The following is a 16,526-nucleotide window of genomic DNA, read 5'->3' as shown; positions in this document are numbered from 1 at the left end:
GTCGCCAAGGGCTGCTCCTGTTCGCGTGCGGCCCTTATGTGGGATCGGGGACGGGGATACAAACCCCCCTCCCGGGAGGGAATACAAACCCCCGCCCCTGCTCGTTCGTGACGCGTCGCGTCAGAATGCCGCGCTGATCGAGAACAATGCGGTCGACCCCGCGATCGAACTGCCGTTCTTCGTGCTGGCGAAATTTGGCTTCAGGTAAGCCGATTCGCGATTTGAGATGTCGGTGTCGACATAGGCTGCGCTGAGCGTCAGCGGCGTTCCCGGGATGGCGAGATCGGCGCCGAGCAGCCAGTCGACATATTCGCCGGTTGGCGCAGGGCTGGTACCGTTCGGCCCGAGACCCGAGTTGCCCTTCGAGTAGCCCAGATGCGCCTTGAGCGTCACCGGCGTCGTCGGGATTGCGGCGGCGGCATCACCCCACAGGTAAAGATTGTCGTTCTTCTTGTTCGGGCGATTGGGAATGCCGGTCGCGTAATCGGCGGCGGAATTGTACCATTTGCCGATCGCTTCCTGCTTGGGCGCGTAGGCGACGCCGACCAGAACCGTCGCCGGGCCGACCGTCCCAGACAATTTGGCGAACGGCTCGGCAAAGTCAGTCTTCGATGCACCGCCGGGATACATGTACCACGTCAGACCGACGTCGAGCGCCGCGCCGCCGCCGATCGGCACCTTATAACCGCCGATCAGGTCGAGCTCCATGTTGGAGCCACCGAACGTGCCCCAACCTGCGAGGTTCGACGCCCAAGCGCCGCCGTACAGTCCGCTCTCGTGCGTGATGGTGATCCCGCCCTGGATCGCGCCTTCCTTGTCGGTCTGCGACACGCCGCGCAGGCGGTAATCGGTCAGCAAGGCGACGCTGCCCGACACGGTGACGGGCTTGGGCGGGGCGGTTTCCTGCGCCAGCGCAGGGGTTGCGACGGCGGAAAGCGCCAGCGCGGATAACAGAACGTACTTCATCGGAACCTCCTTGTTGTAGAGGCTCCTCCTGCTTGCCGGTACGCGTCGCTCTCACCCGTGGATTATCATCGATCGGGCGGGCAGTGCTGCACCTGCGAAGGGGAAGCTATCGGGCGTTCCCCTTCACATCAAGCGGCAATGTGGATCAGTGCGCCGTCGCCGCGGTGAGCGTGGCAATCCGGCCACTCGCACCCGTCACGTCGACGCTGCCGCCCGCCTGACGGCGCCGCTGCAACCAGTCGCGCAGCATCTCCGCGCTGGTGTGGTCGACCGCGCGCAGCCCCGATACGTCGAGTGCGACCGGCGTCCCCGCGGGTGCGCGGTCGAGCGTGTCGGACAGCTTCGGCAGCGTCAGGAACGTCGCGGTGCCATTCAGCGCGATTGCGTGACGATCCGCATCGCCGCCCTCCACCACGCGCAGCCGCAGGCGGCTGAGGTGCGGGACCAGCTCCAGCGTGGTGAGCGCGATGCCGACCAGCACGCCGGTCAACAGGTCGGTGGTGACGACGGTGATCAGCGTCGCCGCCCAGATCAGCACCGGCAGCAGGCCGTGGTCGCGTGCGAGGTGACGCGCGTGGTCGAGGCTGACGAGACGAAAACCGGTGACGACCAGGATCGCGCCCAGTGCCGCCATCGGGATCTCGCGCAGCAGCCACGGCAACAGCGCCACGAAGCCTAGGATCCAGGCGCCGTGCAGGATCGCCGACGCGCGCGTCGCAGCACCTGCCTGCACGTTGGCGGAGGAGCGCACGATCACGCCCGTCATCGGCAGCGATCCGGCAAGGCCGCACAGCATGTTGCCGACGCCCTGCGCGCGCAGCTCCTTGTTATAGTCGGTGCGCACGCCGTCGTGCATCTTGTCGACCGCGGCCGCCGACAGCAGCGTCTCGGCCGAGGCGATGAACGCGATCGCGAGCGCGGCGGTCAGGATCGCGGGGTCGAGCCACTGCGACCAGAAGCCGGCGGCGGGAGGCGCGATCGCGGCGGTGATCGACGCCGGCACCTGCACCCGCGCCACGTCGAGCCCGAGCACGACCGCCAGCAGCGTGCCGGTCAGCACGCCGACAAGCGCGCCGGGCAGCAGCCGCAGCGAGGCGGGACGGAACTTCTCCCACGCCAGCATGGCCGCGATCGTGGCGAGGCCGATGCCGAACGCGATCTCGGTCGCCTGCAGATCGAACGGCGACAGGCCGAACAGCCGCGCGGGCGCGGCCGACAGGTTCTGCAATCCGCTCGGCAACGGCTTGGCATCGAACAGGACGTGGAACTGCCCGGCGACGATCAGCACGCCGATCCCCGCAAGCATGCCGTGCACCACCGCCGGAGAGATCGCGCGGAACCAGCCGCCGAGGCGGAAGATGCCCGCCGCCAGCTGGATCGCGCCGGCGAGCAGCAGGATCGGCCCGAGCGCGCTCAGCCCCTGATCGCGCACCAGTTCGTAGACGATGACCGCGAGGCCCGCGGCGGGGCCGCTGACCTGGAGCGGCGAGCCCGCGAGCATGCCGACGACGATGCCGCCGATGATGCCGGTGATCAGCCCCTTTTCCGGCGACACGCCCGAGGCGACCGCGATCCCCATGCACAGCGGCATCGCGACCAGGAAGACGACGATCGACGCGGTCAGGTCACGCGCGAAGAACTGGCGGGAGGGGACCGACACGCCGGGCCGGGCGATCACTTCGTGTTTCATCGCGCCGCCCCCTGGACGACACCGGCACTGCGAGCACGACCACAAGCCACCAGCGACTCTCCCCATCCTTTTCGAATGTGAACGAGTATCAACCGGGCGTTGCTGCCGCTCGGCGCACCTGTGTTATTGTGTGTCGCTGTGTCGTTGTGTGTCCGGCAGGCTGATGCATGCTTCCAGCCCGCCTTCCGCTCGGTTCGACAGCGTCAGCGTGCCGCCCTCGTCCGCCACTGCCTTTGCGACGATCGAAAGGCCGAGCCCGAAACCGACCGTGTCGCGCCCGCGCGCGGGGTCGAGCCGGACAAAGGGTTCGAGCACCTCGCGCAGCTTGTCCTCGGGGATGCCGGGGCCGTCGTCGACGACGCGGATCACCACGCCCGTCCCCTCGCGCGCGAGCGTCAGCGTGACGCTGTTGCCGTAGTGGAGCGCATTCTCGACCAGGTTGGTCATCGCGCGCTTGATCGACAACCGGCGGACACGAAGCTCGAGGTGGTCCGGCCCTTCGTACACCGCGTCGGCCCCGCGATCGGCGGCGTCGTCGATCACCGTCTCGCACAAGACCGCCAGGTCGACCATCGACGGCGCCTCGGGCTCGGCTCCGCCCAGGAACGCGAGCAGCGAGGTGATCATCGCCTCCATCTCGGCGACGTCGTGGAGGATCGCCTCGCGCGTGTCGTCGCGCGGCAATGCTTCGGTGCGCAGATGAAGCCGTGCGAGCGGCGTGCGCAGGTCGTGGCCGACCGCGGCGAGCGCCTGCGTCCGCCCCGCAATCAGCGCGCGGATGCGTTCCTGCATGTCGTTGAACGCGCTGATGACGCGGCGCACCTCGCCGGGACCGTCGACCTCGACCGGCTCGACCGCGCCGTGCCCGACTCGGTCGGCGGCGGCGGCGAGCATGCGAAGCGGGCGGAAACTGCGCCGGAGTGCGACCCCCGCCAGCACCATCAGCGCAATCGCCGGGATCAGCGCCAGTGCGATCCGTTCGGCGGCGAAGCTGATCCCGCCGATCGGCGCCAGGGTGCGGAAATAGACCCAGCTGCCGTCCGCCAGCTGCATGCCCCCCGTCACCACCGAGCGGCGCCCGGGCGACAGCAGCCGCAATTGCAGATTGGCGTTCTGCAGGCTCGGCTCCCATTCGAGCACCTGGCGCTGCATCTCGTCGAGCGCGGGAGCGATCCGCGGCGTCGGGTGCGGCGTCGGCGACCAGGTAAGCGCGTAGCGGTCGGTGGTCAGCTCGGCCGCCATCGTGCTGCGCCCCTGCGGCGGACGCTCGGCGAGCAGGCGGCGGCTGATCACCAGATGCTCGGCCAGCCGATTGGCCTCGTCGTCGCGCACCGCGAACCCGCTGGCGCGCTCGTACAGGATCGTGCTCGCGCCGAACTCGATCAGCAGCGTGATGAGCAGGATCGCGACGACCTGCCCGAGCAGCCCGAAGGCCGGGCGCCGGAGCAGCCGCAAGCGCTTACTGGCGCTCGACCGCGACGTTCAGCATGTAGCCGACGCCGCGCACGGTGACAATCGGAGCGGGGGTCCCTGCGCTGCCCAGCTTGCGGCGCAGCCGGCTGACCAGCACGTCGATCGAGCGGTCGGAACTGTCGCCCAGCCGTGTGCGCGACAATTCGATCAGCCGCTCGCGCGCGATCACGCGCTGCGCGTGGTCGGCGAGCACCACCAGCAGGTCGAACTCCGCGCCGGTCAGGTCGACGATCGCGCCCGTGGGGCTGGTCAGCTCACGCCTGGGCAGGTTGATGGTCCACCCGTCGAAGGTCAGCACGCCCTGCTCGGCGTTGCCCGCCAGCCGGTCCATCGGCGGGCGGCGCAGCACCGCGCGGACGCGCGCGACGAGCTCGCGCGTGCCGAACGGCTTGGCGATGTAATCGTCCGCGCCCAGCTCCAGCCCGACGACGCGGTCGGTCTCGCTCGCGCGCGCCGACATGAAGATGATCGGCACATCGCTTTTCTGCCTGAGCGTACGGCACAGGTCGATGCCGCTGGTGCCCGGCAGCATGATGTCGAGCAGCACGAGGTCGACGGGGCCGTTTTCCAGCGCGAGCCACATCTCGGGCGCGGCGGAGGCGGGACGGACGAGGAAGCCGTTCTCCTGCAACGCACGCGCGGTCAGCATGCGAAGCGACGGATCGTCCTCGACGAGCAGGATGGTCGGGGCGGTCATGGCTACAGGCGGGTATCGGTCAGGTTGATCGCGGTCAATCGAGGTGAGCCGATCAGTTGCCCGCCGCGGCCCCTTCCCGCGCAAAAAGTGGCGAGCGCGCGAAATTGGCTATTGCCGACCCCCGGGGGCGATGCTAGTGGCGCCGCTCCCCGATCGGAACGGCTTCTCGCCGACCGATCCGAAGACGCCAGAGCGGGCGTAGCTCAGGGGTAGAGCACAACCTTGCCAAGGTTGGGGTCGAGGGTTCGAATCCCTTCGCCCGCTCCAGCGTGTTGCCGCGAAATAGCGGCGCTATTTCGCTACCAGCAACACGCCCGGCCAGCGACGCGAAGCGTCGACTTACCCTTCTCTCAAGCCTGCCTCACTCCTACCAGCCAGAAAGCGTAAGCTGCCGGCTACGCGTTCACGTCGATTTCGGAACAGAAAGGTTCAATCGGGTATTTATCGTAACGTATTAGATATAGTGGTAGAGGGTGGGTTTCTAGGGAGGGTTGCCAAGTAGTCATGCCTGATTTACTAGTTAGGAACCACTCAGACTCGCCCGGTTCCGCCGGGATAGCCCCGTATTCGATAAAGTGGGCGAGGGTGGAAAGGAAACTCCCCCGGCTCAGCGGGGATGGCTGACGCTAGGCGCAGCGATGTGTCTAACGTCAGCCCAAACGAAATTAGGGCCGCTGCTTTGAGCAGCGACCCTAATCGGAGGAGGCAGGTGCCCACCCCCTCAAGTGCTTTGGTCAGCGCTCGGGACTTAGTGGACCTCCGCTCTTGGATCAACCGTCGCAGGCACCTGCGCGCGGATCGTTGGAGTGTGGACATGACGCAAACAGCTCAGATCGAGTGCATCAATAAGACGAACCGATATAGCGCGCACGAGCGCATCTCCCATGTCGGCGGACGATCACCAACACCGTGGACGCTCACGCAACAGCAGGCGATCGACGCGATCGAGCGCGGCACATGGCGTTTCTACGTCTATGCGGGCGGGCAGAGCGTCTGGGTAATCGTCGCGCGCAGCGCGGCCGGCAACAAGTACCTCAAGACCCAGAACGATGGCGAGCAGCCGAACAATCTGCTCAGTCTGCCTGAGTGCCCGTAAGCGTGTAATGCAGCAGCCCCGCGCACCTGCACGGGGCCGCTCACCCTTTACTCCGCCGGCAGGTACACCTCCCCACCCTTCTCGCGGAAACGCTCGCTCATTTCAGCCATGCCGGCTTCCGCGTCGCCCGCCGCGACGAACGTCTCGACAGGCGCGTTCTGCTTCGCCGCGAAGTCGCGCACCTCCTGGGTGATCTTCATCGAACAGAATTTCGGCCCGCACATCGAGCAGAAGTGCGCGGTCTTGGCGCCTTCGGCGGGCAGCGTCTGGTCGTGATATTGCTCGGCCGTCTCCGGGTCCAACGAAAGGTTGAACTGGTCGCGCCAGCGGAACTCGAAGCGGGCGCGGGACAGCGCGTCGTCGCGCATCTTGGCGGCCGGGTGCCCCTTCGCCAGATCGGCGGCGTGGGCGGCGAGCTTGTAGGTGACGACGCCGACCTTGACGTCGTCGCGGTCGGGCAGGCCCAAATGCTCCTTGGGCGTGACGTAGCAGAGCATCGCGGTGCCGTACCAACCGATCATCGCGGCACCGATGCCGCTGGTGATGTGGTCGTAACCGGGCGCGATGTCGGTGGTCAGCGGCCCGAGCGTGTAGAAGGGCGCCTCGCCGCACGCCTCCAGCTGTTTTTCCATGTTCTGCTTGATCTTGTGCATGGGTACGTGACCGGGGCCCTCGATCATCACCTGCACGTCCTGCTCCCAGGCGCGCTTGGTGAGTTCGCCGAGCGTATACAGCTCGGCGAACTGCGCCTCGTCGTTGGCATCGGCGATCGCGCCGGGGCGGAGGCCGTCGCCGAGCGAGTAGGCGATGTCATACGCCTTCATGATCTCGGTGATTTCGTCGAAGCGTTCGTAGAGGAAGCTCTCCTTGTGGTGCGCCAGGCACCATTTCGCCATGATCGAGCCGCCGCGGCTGACGATGCCGGTGACGCGCTTCGCCGTGAGCGGCACGTAGGGCAGGCGGACGCCGGCGTGGATGGTGAAATAGTCAACGCCCTGCTCCGCCTGCTCGATCAGCGTGTCGCGGAAGATTTCCCACGTCAGCTCCTCGGCGATGCCGCCGACCTTTTCCAGTGCCTGATAGATCGGCACGGTGCCGATCGGCACGGGCGAGTTGCGGATGATCCACTCGCGCGTGTCGTGGATGTTGCGGCCTGTCGACAGGTCCATCACCGTGTCCGCGCCCCAGCGGATCGCCCAGACGAGCTTGTCGACTTCGCTCGCCACATTCGACGCAACCGCGGAATTGCCAATGTTGGCGTTGATCTTGACCAGAAAATTGCGGCCGATCGCCATCGGCTCGGTTTCGGGGTGGTTGATGTTGTTGGGGATGATCGCGCGGCCGCGCGCCACCTCGTCGCGGACGAACTCGGGCGTTACGTAATCGGGGATGGCGGCGCCGAAGCTCTCGCCGTCGCGAACGTATTCCTTGAGCATCTCGCGGCCGAGATTCTCGCGGGTGGCGACATATTCCATCTCGGGCGTGATGATGCCGCGGCGCGCATAGTGCATCTGGCTGACGTTCGCGCCCGCTTTCGCGCGCAAGGGTCGCTTGTTGACGTTCGGGAACGGCTGCACCCCGCCCGAGCGGTCGGGACCGAGCTGCCCGTTGTCCTCGGGGCGGATTTCGCGCGCGTCATACGCTTCTACGTCACCGCGAGCCATGATCCAGTCGCGGCGCAGCGCGGGCAGGCCCGCCATGATGTCGATCCGCGCGTTCGGGTCGCTGTACGGCCCGGACGTGTCATAGACGTTGAGCGGCGGCTCGCCGCACGAGGGGTCGAGGTCGATCGCGCGCATCGCCACGCCGAGTGGTCCGACGTGGATCTTGCGGGAACCGCGGATCGCGCCGGTGGTGACGCCGATTTCGCTGCGGGCCTGAATATCTGCCATGCGCTTCACTCTCCTTGGACGGGAGAGGATCGGTGGCCTGACTGGTCGCCGCTCCACTCCCTACGCCGGTGTCAGCCGGATCAGGTTCAGCGGGTCGGGGGCTTTGGCGCCCCCCTCTCAACCGCCTCAGCGGTCCCCCGGGGATGGAGCGAGTATAGGCGCGCGAGGCGAGCGAGGGAAAGGGTTATTCGGCGTTAGGAGTGAGGCCGCGCGATGGTCGAGCGCACCGACAGCCATCACGTCGTCAGACGGTGCCGGGCGGCACCGCTGGCCGCCGCAGCGACTCTTGGTCAATCTACGATCGACCAAGGCGCTCGCGCCTCAGTTGCTCTTGGCGCTGGTCTTCAGATTGCCGTTGACCCCCGCGGGGAAGAAGCCGCCGCTCGTCACCGCCGCATTGTTGAGGAACGCGATGTTGAGCACCTGTCCGACTGTCCGGCTGAACGCGATGCCGTTCGCGTCGGCGGGCACGATGTTCGACACGGTCGACGTGCCGGTGATCCCCTGATCGAGGTCGCGGCTGTCGACGCCGGTCGGCAATCCGGTCGCGGTCGAGGTCGGTGTGGGGCTGGGCGTCGGCGTCGGCGTCGGCGTAGCGGTCGGCGCCTGCACGCCGTCGAGCACGTCGCGCGCGTTGGAGATCGCGTCGGCGCTGGTGCGCAAGCTCGGCGTGGCGAGCCCCTTCTGGTAGAGCGTCGTGCGGATCAGGCCGGCGTGATAGGCCTCCGCTGCGAGCAGCCCGGCGGTCACTTCCTGATAGCCCGCGGTGTAGATCAGCGTCGCCGACGCGCCCTTGTACGCGGTGACGCCCACATCCTCGAAAATGAACGCGCCGAGCAGGAAGTTCTCGTCGCTGGCGTAGGGGTCGAACGCCGCGCCCGCGCCGATCAGCCCGGCGGCGCGCGCGGCGGTGCTGAACGCGCCCGACGCGCTGCCGTCGATGTTGATCGCGGGCATCGCCACTGCCGAACTGCCAAGCACCGAGCGCAGGAACGTCACGTGCGCGACCTCGTCCGCCGCGATCTCGCGCGCGTAGGCGGCAACCACCGGATCGGTGAAGGTGACGCGGCGCCCGCCGGTCACGGCCCCCTGCGTCCCCGTGCCCGACAGCAAATTCGCCGGCAGCCCCGCGCCGGTCGCGGCGTAAGCGTAGAATTGCGCCTCGAGATATTCGAGCTGGAGCGCGAAGTTGAGCACGTCGACCTCGGCCGCGATGCTGCTCGCCGACGGTGTCGGTGAGGGCGTCGGTGTCGGCGACGGTGCGGGATTGCTGTCCCCGCCACCGCAGGCGGCGAGCAGCGTCAGCCCGCCCGCCACCGCAACGCCGCCGCTCGCCAGCTTGATGAAGCGGCGACGCTCGGCCCGGCGCTCGGCCGAAGCGGTGAGGATCGTGTTGGCGACTTCGGGATCGGTCATGAGGTCGGTCATGGGATCGGGACACTTTATGCGAGAAGGATCGGACAGGTGCAGACAGGCGCCGCGTCAGGTCGCGGCGGCGCTGGTCTTGATCGCGCCGTTGACGCCGGCGGGGAAGAACCCGCCCGAGGTCACTGCTGCCCGGTTGAGATACAGGATGTTGAGCACGCGGTCGCTCGTCCGGCTGTAGGCAAGGCCGTTGCTGTTGAGCGGGACGATGTTCGACACCGTCTCGCCCGCCGCGTTGGTCGTCGGCGTGATCCCCTGATCGTCGTCGGGGGCGTAGCCGAGCGTCAGGTTCTCGGTCACGCTGCCGTCGAGCGTGTCGCGCGCGTCCGAGATCTTCTGCGCCGCCTCGATCAGGCCGAGCGACGGCGTCTGGATCCCCTTGCGGTACAAGGTCCCACGGATCATCGCGGCATGATAGGCCTCGGTCGCCAGGATACCCTGCGCCGCCTCGCGCAGCGTTGAGGTGAGCAACGCGGTGGTCGATTTGTAGGCGGTGACGCCGACATCCTCGAACAGGAACGAGGCGAGCAGGAAGTTCTCGTCGCTGGAATACGGGTCGAAGGTCGCGCTCCCGCCCACCAGCCCGGCGGCACGCGCCGCGGTGGTGAAGGCGCCGGCCGGGCTCAGGTCGATCGCGGGCTGCGCAACCGTCAGCGCCCCGATGCTGGAGCGCAGGAACGTCACGTGGGCGAGTTCGTCCGCCGCGATCTCGCGCGCATATTGCGCCACGACGGGATCGGTGAAGTTGACCGCGCGTCCGCCGGTCGCCGCGCCCTGCACGCCCGCGGTGACGACGCCGCCTTGCAGCGTCGAGACGATCGCCGCGCCGGTGGTCGCAAAGGCGTAGAAGTTCGCCTCGAGATATTCGAGGTTGAGCGCGAAGTTCAGGTAATCGGACGGGCCCAGGATCGGCGTCGTGGAGGTCGCGGTCGGCGAGGGCGTGGGGGTCGGCGTCGCGGTCTGCGCGCCCGCGCGGCCGGCGGCCAGCATCGCACCACCCAAAGCGGCGGCACCCAGCGCCTGGCCGAAGAACGCGCGCCGCTCCTCGCGCCGCTTCACCCGTGCGTCGAGCGCCCCGATCAGTTCGCTTTCGCCCATCGCCTGCATCCTTCTACCTACGTCCACGCGTCTCTGCCGCAGCGAAGCTTTCGCGCAGATGACTCGCCGCCGTCGATAGGCGCAGGCGCGCGCGGGTGCAAACGAAGGCTCACGCCTGCCCGATCGGCAACGCGGACGGGCAGGCAGTGATCTTAGAAGGTGTAGCCGATGCCGATCGCGCCCAACCACTGGTTGCGCGATCCCGCGATGCTGACGATCGGGGTGTCGCCGAAGTCGTTGAGCATGCGCTTGTAGGTGCCGCCCGCGATCACCTTGAACCCGTGCAGAAGGTCGCCGGTCAGCGCGTAGGTACCGGCGAAGCCGACGACGTAATTCTTCCACCCGCCGCGCGTGCGGAACGCGGGCAGTCCGCTCGCCGCGACATCCTGCGGGCGCACGTCGAAATAGGTGCGGCCATAGGCGCGCTCGACCTTCTCGGCCGAGGCGAAGATGCCCACCGCCGATTTCAGGCTGAGCGGGGTGTAGTAGCTGACCGAGGGCTGGAGCACGCCGCTGTCGTGGATGCCGGTCACGTCGTAGCGATAGCTGACCGCGACCGACAGCTTGTCGTAATCGCTGGTGATCAGCCCCGTGCGGCCGATGCCGAGATAGCCGCCGAGTTCGAGCGCGGTCGACGTCGTCGGCAACGCCTTGACGCGCGGATCGTCGATGCCCTTGCGGCTGGTGCGGTTGAAGTTGACGAGCCCGACCGGCCCGGCCTGGAAGTCCCAGCGCGACGTCGGCGCGTCGGCGATCAGATCCACCGAGGCGCGGTTGCCGAGCACCTGGAACGAGATGCCACCGACCGTGCCGATCGCAGCCGGGCCGGGGGTCAGCGAATAATCATTCGAGCCTTCGTAATCGGGCAGCCACGCGCCTGCGACCGCGACCGTCACCGTGTCGCCGGTGACCAGCGGCGCGGGTGGCCCGTTCGGGTTGATGTCGTTGGTCTGCGCCACGGCGGGCAGCGCGACCAGGCCGGCGAGCGCCACGCAGGCGGAACGAAAAGCCGCGCGGGCGGCGGGACGGACGACGGACACGATATTTTCCCCTTCTAGTTCCCGCGTGAACGAGCATTTACGGGTTTGTGTCCGTTGCCGCGTACTACAGCATGTAGCGCATGCCGATCTGTTGCCGCTGTGCATCACTTTGCACCGTGAAGCGCGCGGCGGCGAAGCGCGGCGCGCCGAAGCGGATCGGCGGATTGCGCGAGAAACCGAACCCCTCGCGCGGGATGCCGGCGAAGGTATCTAGCTTCGCGTTGCTGTTCTCGTCGTGGATCACCGCCACCGCGTAGGTGCCGTACGGCAGTCCGGTAAAGCGCAGCCCGTGCGTGGCCGCCGGCACGTTGCGCGTCACCGCGTCCTTGTCGTCGACGCAGGAGGGAAAATTCTCCGGATCGGCAGTCAGGCAGACGCGCAGCAGGCCTTTGCCCGAGCGGACGTGATCGATCCCGACATCAAGCGACGCGACCGGCGCCGCCCCGATCAGCAGCAATCCCGCTGCCGCCAGCATCGCTGCGCGCACGCGCCCTGGCATGTGCACGCGCGAAGTCGCCGACGCCGTCGTCGGTGCCGCACAGCCGGTCCCAGAACCGGAAATAAAGTCCATAATTGCACCCGTACCGCTCGTGGTGACGCTGATGATGGCTGGCCGTGATCAGCCAGCGCCCCACTATCCCCCGCCACATGAACCGGGGAAAAACCTCCCATCCCATATGGTTGGTCACACCCATAACGGTCATGATCGTCAGCACCAAGCCGAGCGCTGCGACGTGGATCGGAATCGCGAGCACCAGTAGCGGAATTACCACAGCGCCGGTCAGCGCCTCGATCGGGTGGAACGCCATCGCCGCCCAGGCGGTCGGCGGGCGGCTGGCATGGTGCACCGCGTGGGCCAGCTTGAACGGCTCGGGCCGATGCATCCAGCGGTGCGTCCAGTAGAACCAGGTGTCGTGCAGGAACAGGTAGGCGAGCACCGACACCGGCAGATACCACAGCGGATAATCGTGCACGTCGCGGTAGACGCGCGTCCAGCCGTGTCGCTCCCACCCCCAGGCGAGCACGCCCGCGGGGATGCCGTAGATCGCGGCGGATACGAGGCTCCACCAGATCTCGCGCCGGATCTGCGGGTCAAGCCCGGTGTAAAGGCCGGGATGCCTCAACTTCGTCGCCAGCGCGAATCCCGCCGAGGTAACGAGATAGCGCACCCCGACGATCAGCGTCATCGCGAGCGCGGAGAGCGTAACGGCGGCGATGATCGACAGCGCGGACATGAGCGCGGTGTAGCCGATCGCGGATCGTCCGCCCATCCCGCTCGTTAAGCCGCCTGAAAACAAGGAGATGGTGATGACCGAGCCCAATGCCACACCCGAGACGATCGGCACCGACGCGCGCGACGACACGACCGCGGCGCAGGTGCTGCGCGATCAGGACGGGGCCACTCCGGGCGGTGACGCCGGCGGCGGCGGCGGTCTGGGTGGACAGGATGCGGCCGATGCTGCGGCGGCGTCGGCCGCGGCGAGCGAGGGTGGCGCCAATGCGGCCAATCCGATCGATACTGGCCTCGACACTGGAGCGGCCGACGCCGCCACCGAAGCCCGCGCCCGCGCGGTGGAGGACAGCGGGTCACAGGCGCGCTGAGTCGACCTAGGCACCGCTTGCCCCGGAGAGTTGCCCTACCCCCTGGTCCGACTCTCCCGCGCGACAACAGCACCAAAACGAAGAAGGCGCCGGTGGATCGCTCCACCGACGCCTTTTTTCGTCAGCCGTGATGCCCGATCAGGCGGCCTGCTGCTGCTCCGGCAGCGCGGCCTTCGCCTGCGCGATGATCGCGGAGAAGGCTTCGCCCTCGTGCATCGCGATATCGGCCAGGACCTTGCGGTCCAGTTCGATGCCGGCGAGCTTCAGCCCGTGCATGAACTGGCTGTAGCTCAGCCCCTCGGCGCGGACGCCGGCGTTGATGCGCTGGATCCACAAGCCGCGGAAGGTGCGCTTCTTCACCTTGCGGTCGCGGTACGCGTACTGGCCGGCCTTCTCGACCGCCTGCCGCGCGACGCGGATCGTGTTCTTGCGACGGCCGCGGTAACCCTTGGCCTGTTCCAAAATGTTCTTGTGCTTGGCGCGAGTGGTTACGCCCCGCTTGACGCGTGCCATATGCTAATACCTTCCCGCTTACTTGAGGCCGTACGGCGCCCAGGCCTTCACCGTCGCGGTGTCGGCCTTCGACAGCACCTTGGTGCCGCGGTTCTGGCGGATGTACTTGGCGTTATGGCTGATCAGGCGGTGGCGCTTGCCGGCGACGCCGTGCTTAAGCAGTCCGCTGGCAGTGAGCTTGAAGCGCTTCTTCACGCCGCTCTTGGTCTTGAGCTTGGGCATTTTGGTCCTTTCGGTTGGAACGTGACCAGACAGCCGCGGCAGCCCCAGTTGGCCGGGCAGTCCATAGCGTCACGCTCTCGTGAAGCCGCGCGCCTTAGCCGCGTTGCCGGCGGAACGCAACGCCCGTGCACCATGCAACCAAGCCCGCGCCTGACGGTTGCGCTCCCGTTATGACGACCGCGGCAGCCGCAGGTGACGAGAGCCCAGCCGAGGACGCGCGCGGAGCGCCGCCGCGGCGGCGTCACCTCGTCCGCCGCATCCTCCTCGGCCTCGTCGTCGCGATTGTCGCCGTCTGGCTGGTGCTGTTCATCACCAAGGGGCGCTTCCTCAAGCATCCGTTCGAGCGCGTCGTCGGCGGCATGGTCCACCGCCAGGTGAGCGTCGGCGGCGATTTCCAACTGTATTTCGCGCCGTTCCAGATCAAATTCTTTGCCGAGCGGCTGCGCATCTCCAATCCCGACTGGGCGACGAAGGCCGACCTGTTCACCGCCGAGCGAATCGACACGCGCGTCGCGCCGCTGTCGCTGATCTTCGGCCGCCGTCGCCTCTACTGGCTCGACCTTACCAATGGCGCGCTCGACCTCGAATGGAACGCGGCGCACGACACGAACACCTGGACCTTCAGCGAGAAAAAGGGCGGCAAGCCGTTCGAGCTGCCGCGGATCGACCGCGCGACGATTGCCGGGACGGTGGTACGCTACCGCGACCCGCGGATGCGGTTGCTCGCCGACCTGGACGTCGACACGATCCGATCGACCGAGGCGCGGATCGGGCAGGCGGTGGGCGTGCGCGGCGGGGGCACGATCCGCTCGACCCCGTTCACCGTGTCGGCGCGGCTGCTGTCGCCCGACGCGACGGTGAACCGCGGCAAGAACGAACTGGTCGCGACGATGCGTGCGGCGGGCAACACGCTGGACGTGTCGGGCACGCTCCCCAGCCTCGCCGACATAGAAGGCGTACCGCTGTCGGTGCAGGCGCGCGGGCGCGACCTGTCGACGCTGCTTGGTATCATCGACGTGGCGCTGCCGCGCACGCGGGCGTATCGCCTGCGCGGACAACTGGTGAAGTCGGGCGACGAATACCGCTTCACGCGGATCACCGGCGTTGCCGGCGCGACCGACCTCGCCGGGCGACTGACGATCACCAACGGCGCGCGGCTTCACCTCGATTCGCAGCTGGCGACGCGCAGTCTCGACATCGTCGATGCGGCGCCGTTCATCGGGTTCAACCCCGACATCGTCGCGGACAAGGGCGTGACCGCCGCCGCCGCCGCGACGGGCGCGGCGCCGCAGCGGCTGCTCCCCGACGCGGCGCTCCCGGTCGAGACGATGCGGCGCTTCGACGCCGACCTGAAATGGACGATCCGAACGGTCAAGTCGCGTCGCATACCGATCAGCGACGTCGACGTGACGCTCGACCTGACGAACGGCAAGCTGACGCTGTCGCCGCTGACGTTCGCGATGGCCCGCGGCAATGTGTCCGCCGACGCAGTGTTCGACACAAACCCGCGCCCGAGCGACGTGCGCTACGACATCCGCCTGGCACCGACCCCGCTCGGGCGACTGCTCGCCGGCTGGGGCGTGGCGGAAGCGGGGACGAGCGGCACGGTGCGCGGGCGCATCCGGCTGGCCGGGCGCGGCGACACGATCCACGATTCGCTCGCCACTGCGCGCGGGCGGATTGCCTTCGTCCTTCCCGCCGGCACCTTGTGGACGCGCAACGCCGAACTGGCCGAGCTCGACATCGGCACCTTCGTGCAGAAGATGTTCTCGGGTGAGCTCAAGGAGCCGGTCAGGATCAACTGCGGGCTGATCGGCTTCACCGTGCGCGGCGGCGTCGCGGCAGCGGACCCGATCCTTATCGACACGAGCAAGAACGTCGTGCTGGGACGCGGCGGGTTCAGCTTCCGCACCGAGGCGGTCGACCTCGCCTTTCGCGCCGATTCGAAACGGTTCAGCCTGTTCTCGGGCCAGTCGCCGGTCGGGATCGCGGGCACGTTCGCCGACCCGTCGCTGCGCGTCATCACGCCGCAGCTGCTGACGCGCGCGGGCGCGGGACTCGGCCTCGCCGTGCTGGCGACACCCGTCGCGGGGCTGCTCGCCTTCATCGATCCGGGCGACGCGAAGGCCGCGGCGTGCGGCCCCGTGCTCGCGGGCAAGACGGCGGCAGCGCAGCGCACCATCAAAGGTGATCCGCGCAACGATGTCGGTGACGGGCAAGCAGCACCGAAGAAACGCAAGAAGTTCCTCGGCATTTTTTGACAGGCCGGGCAAGTGAGGAAACGAGCGATGAAACAGCTCCCAGCGATTGGCCTGCTTGCCTTGGCGGCTGCGTGCAGCCCTTCGCCGAACGCCAACAACCAGCAGGGCGCGCCCAAGGTGGCTGCGAGCAGCCGCGCCTCGGTCGACCCCGAGCCTGCAACTGCCCGAGCCGATGTACTGTCAGATGGGGCAACGCAGATCGCAGTGAGCGCCCCCTCTCCACGCCCGAGCGCATCGCCGACCGACACCGCCAACCCGCGCTCCACGACGCGCGACTGTTATTTCAAGGTTGATGGTCGCGTGCTCGTATCGGGCCGCTGCAAGGTGTTTCCGATGGGCGATGACCAGTACACGCTCAACACCTGGGACAGCGGCAAGCCCGCGCAGTCGCATTTCGCCGTCGTGACGAAGGACAACGACGCCGACGCGACCGCCACTGCGACGTGGAACGCCGACCCGGGCGACGATCACGCGATGGACCCGCTCGGCACCGTGCGGCGAGACGGCAATTGTTGGGTGAACGAGCGCACGCGTATCTGCGTGCGTTAGGC

16 protein-coding genes, 1 tRNA gene and 1 riboswitch are annotated in these 16,526 nt (G+C 67.8%); of the genes, 5 read left to right on the top strand and 12 right to left on the bottom strand.

What is annotated here, in order from left to right; genetic code table 11:
* Positions 1–120 precede the first annotated feature (120 nt).
* From BMW51_RS12115 to BMW51_RS12100, 4 genes are all read right to left on the bottom strand, one after another.
* Positions 121–966 carry a TorF family putative porin gene (locus tag BMW51_RS12115; RefSeq protein WP_093006701.1) on the bottom strand — a complete coding sequence of 282 codons (846 nt, stop codon included), beginning with the start codon at positions 964–966 and terminating at the stop codon, positions 121–123.
* A 145-nt stretch (positions 967–1,111) separates the two neighbouring features.
* Complete coding sequence (locus BMW51_RS12110; protein ID WP_093006699.1) at positions 1,112–2,656, bottom strand: SulP family inorganic anion transporter; 1,545 nt, start codon at positions 2,654–2,656, stop codon at positions 1,112–1,114.
* Between the two features lie 123 nt (positions 2,657–2,779).
* Positions 2,780–4,111, bottom strand: coding sequence for an ATP-binding protein (locus tag BMW51_RS12105; protein ID WP_093006697.1), 1,332 nt, complete (start codon positions 4,109–4,111; stop codon positions 2,780–2,782).
* A 4-nt stretch (positions 4,112–4,115) separates the two neighbouring features.
* Positions 4,116–4,826, bottom strand: a complete 711-nt coding sequence (locus tag BMW51_RS12100; protein ID WP_019515425.1) for a response regulator — start codon at positions 4,824–4,826, stop codon at positions 4,116–4,118.
* Positions 4,827–5,018: 192 nt separating this feature from the next.
* Here BMW51_RS12100 and BMW51_RS12095 point away from each other — a divergent pair.
* Positions 5,019–5,093, top strand: a tRNA-Gly gene (locus BMW51_RS12095).
* 547 nt (positions 5,094–5,640) lie between these two features.
* The gene (locus BMW51_RS12090) at positions 5,641–5,922 is read left to right on the top strand and encodes a DUF3892 domain-containing protein (RefSeq protein ID WP_093006694.1); all 282 of its coding nucleotides are present in this window, start codon (positions 5,641–5,643) and stop codon (positions 5,920–5,922) included.
* Between the two features lie 47 nt (positions 5,923–5,969).
* Here BMW51_RS12090 and thiC read toward each other — a convergent pair whose 3' ends face one another.
* The 6 genes from thiC to BMW51_RS12060 form a co-directional block, all read right to left on the bottom strand.
* Positions 5,970–7,814, bottom strand: coding sequence for a phosphomethylpyrimidine synthase ThiC (gene thiC, locus BMW51_RS12085; protein ID WP_093006692.1), 1,845 nt, complete (start codon positions 7,812–7,814; stop codon positions 5,970–5,972).
* 39 nt (positions 7,815–7,853) lie between these two features.
* A riboswitch (TPP riboswitch) is annotated at positions 7,854–7,964 on the bottom strand.
* A 171-nt stretch (positions 7,965–8,135) separates the two neighbouring features.
* Positions 8,136–9,230 carry a ferritin-like domain-containing protein gene (locus tag BMW51_RS12080; RefSeq protein ID WP_093006897.1) on the bottom strand — a complete coding sequence of 365 codons (1,095 nt, stop codon included), beginning with the start codon at positions 9,228–9,230 and terminating at the stop codon, positions 8,136–8,138.
* Between the two features lie 66 nt (positions 9,231–9,296).
* On the bottom strand, positions 9,297–10,346 hold the full coding sequence (locus tag BMW51_RS12075) for a ferritin-like domain-containing protein (RefSeq protein ID WP_177171644.1): 1,050 nt from the start codon (positions 10,344–10,346) through the stop codon (positions 9,297–9,299).
* Between the two features lie 143 nt (positions 10,347–10,489).
* Positions 10,490–11,377, bottom strand: a complete 888-nt coding sequence (locus tag BMW51_RS12070; protein ID WP_245708469.1) for a MipA/OmpV family protein — start codon at positions 11,375–11,377, stop codon at positions 10,490–10,492.
* 64 nt (positions 11,378–11,441) lie between these two features.
* Positions 11,442–11,852 carry a DUF2141 domain-containing protein gene (locus BMW51_RS12065; protein WP_093006893.1) on the bottom strand — a complete coding sequence of 137 codons (411 nt, stop codon included), beginning with the start codon at positions 11,850–11,852 and terminating at the stop codon, positions 11,442–11,444.
* Positions 11,797–12,612, bottom strand: a complete 816-nt coding sequence (locus BMW51_RS12060; RefSeq protein ID WP_177171660.1) for a sterol desaturase family protein — start codon at positions 12,610–12,612, stop codon at positions 11,797–11,799. Before BMW51_RS12060 ends, BMW51_RS12065 begins: the two co-directional genes overlap by 56 nt.
* Before the next feature lie 73 nt (positions 12,613–12,685).
* Here BMW51_RS12060 and BMW51_RS12055 point away from each other — a divergent pair, with 73 nt between their 5' ends.
* The gene (locus BMW51_RS12055) at positions 12,686–12,979 is read left to right on the top strand and encodes a hypothetical protein (RefSeq protein ID WP_143051856.1); all 294 of its coding nucleotides are present in this window, start codon (positions 12,686–12,688) and stop codon (positions 12,977–12,979) included.
* Between the two features lie 138 nt (positions 12,980–13,117).
* Here BMW51_RS12055 and rplT read toward each other — a convergent pair whose 3' ends face one another.
* Both rplT and rpmI read right to left on the bottom strand, forming a co-directional pair.
* Positions 13,118–13,492, bottom strand: a complete 375-nt coding sequence (gene rplT / locus BMW51_RS12050) for a 50S ribosomal protein L20 (protein WP_093006686.1) — start codon at positions 13,490–13,492, stop codon at positions 13,118–13,120.
* A gap of 18 nt (positions 13,493–13,510) precedes the next feature.
* Positions 13,511–13,714 (bottom strand): 50S ribosomal protein L35, encoded by a 204-nt coding sequence (gene rpmI, locus BMW51_RS12045; RefSeq protein WP_019515415.1) that lies wholly within the window; start codon positions 13,712–13,714, stop codon positions 13,511–13,513.
* A gap of 170 nt (positions 13,715–13,884) precedes the next feature.
* Between rpmI and BMW51_RS12040 the strand changes: the two genes are divergently transcribed.
* Positions 13,885–15,975 (top strand): AsmA family protein, encoded by a 2,091-nt coding sequence (locus tag BMW51_RS12040; RefSeq protein ID WP_093006684.1) that lies wholly within the window; start codon positions 13,885–13,887, stop codon positions 15,973–15,975.
* Between the two features lie 27 nt (positions 15,976–16,002).
* Positions 16,003–16,524 (top strand): hypothetical protein, encoded by a 522-nt coding sequence (locus BMW51_RS12035; RefSeq protein WP_093006682.1) that lies wholly within the window; start codon positions 16,003–16,005, stop codon positions 16,522–16,524.
* Positions 16,525–16,526: the final 2 nt, after the last annotated feature.

Source organism: Sphingomonas palmae (assembly GCF_900109565.1).
Lineage (GTDB): Bacteria > Pseudomonadota > Alphaproteobacteria > Sphingomonadales > Sphingomonadaceae > Sphingomonas > Sphingomonas palmae.
The sequence above is the reverse complement of the archived record's forward strand: the minus strand, read 5'-3'. Positions and strand labels throughout refer to the sequence as shown.

What these genes read in the sequence shown, in the direction of transcription:
- BMW51_RS12115 (WP_093006701.1), bottom strand. Translation starts at nt 966, where the DNA reads ATGAAGTACGTTCTGTTATCCGCGCTGGCGCTTTCCGCCGTCGCAACC.
- BMW51_RS12110 (WP_093006699.1), bottom strand. Translation starts at nt 2,656, where the DNA reads ATGAAACACGAAGTGATCGCCCGGCCCGGCGTGTCGGTCCCCTCCCGC.
- BMW51_RS12100 (WP_019515425.1), bottom strand. Translation starts at nt 4,826, where the DNA reads ATGACCGCCCCGACCATCCTGCTCGTCGAGGACGATCCGTCGCTTCGC.
- BMW51_RS12090 (WP_093006694.1), top strand. Translation starts at nt 5,641, where the DNA reads ATGACGCAAACAGCTCAGATCGAGTGCATCAATAAGACGAACCGATAT.
- thiC (WP_093006692.1), bottom strand. Translation starts at nt 7,814, where the DNA reads ATGGCAGATATTCAGGCCCGCAGCGAAATCGGCGTCACCACCGGCGCG.
- BMW51_RS12080 (WP_093006897.1), bottom strand. Translation starts at nt 9,230, where the DNA reads ATGACCGATCCCGAAGTCGCCAACACGATCCTCACCGCTTCGGCCGAG.
- BMW51_RS12075 (WP_177171644.1), bottom strand. Translation starts at nt 10,346, where the DNA reads ATGCAGGCGATGGGCGAAAGCGAACTGATCGGGGCGCTCGACGCACGG.
- BMW51_RS12065 (WP_093006893.1), bottom strand. Translation starts at nt 11,852, where the DNA reads ATGCTGGCGGCAGCGGGATTGCTGCTGATCGGGGCGGCGCCGGTCGCG.
- BMW51_RS12060 (WP_177171660.1), bottom strand. Translation starts at nt 12,612, where the DNA reads ATGTCCGCGCTGTCGATCATCGCCGCCGTTACGCTCTCCGCGCTCGCG.
- BMW51_RS12055 (WP_143051856.1), top strand. Translation starts at nt 12,686, where the DNA reads ATGACCGAGCCCAATGCCACACCCGAGACGATCGGCACCGACGCGCGC.
- rplT (WP_093006686.1), bottom strand. Translation starts at nt 13,492, where the DNA reads ATGGCACGCGTCAAGCGGGGCGTAACCACTCGCGCCAAGCACAAGAAC.
- rpmI (WP_019515415.1), bottom strand. Translation starts at nt 13,714, where the DNA reads ATGCCCAAGCTCAAGACCAAGAGCGGCGTGAAGAAGCGCTTCAAGCTC.
- BMW51_RS12040 (WP_093006684.1), top strand. Translation starts at nt 13,885, where the DNA reads ATGACGACCGCGGCAGCCGCAGGTGACGAGAGCCCAGCCGAGGACGCG.
- BMW51_RS12035 (WP_093006682.1), top strand. Translation starts at nt 16,003, where the DNA reads ATGAAACAGCTCCCAGCGATTGGCCTGCTTGCCTTGGCGGCTGCGTGC.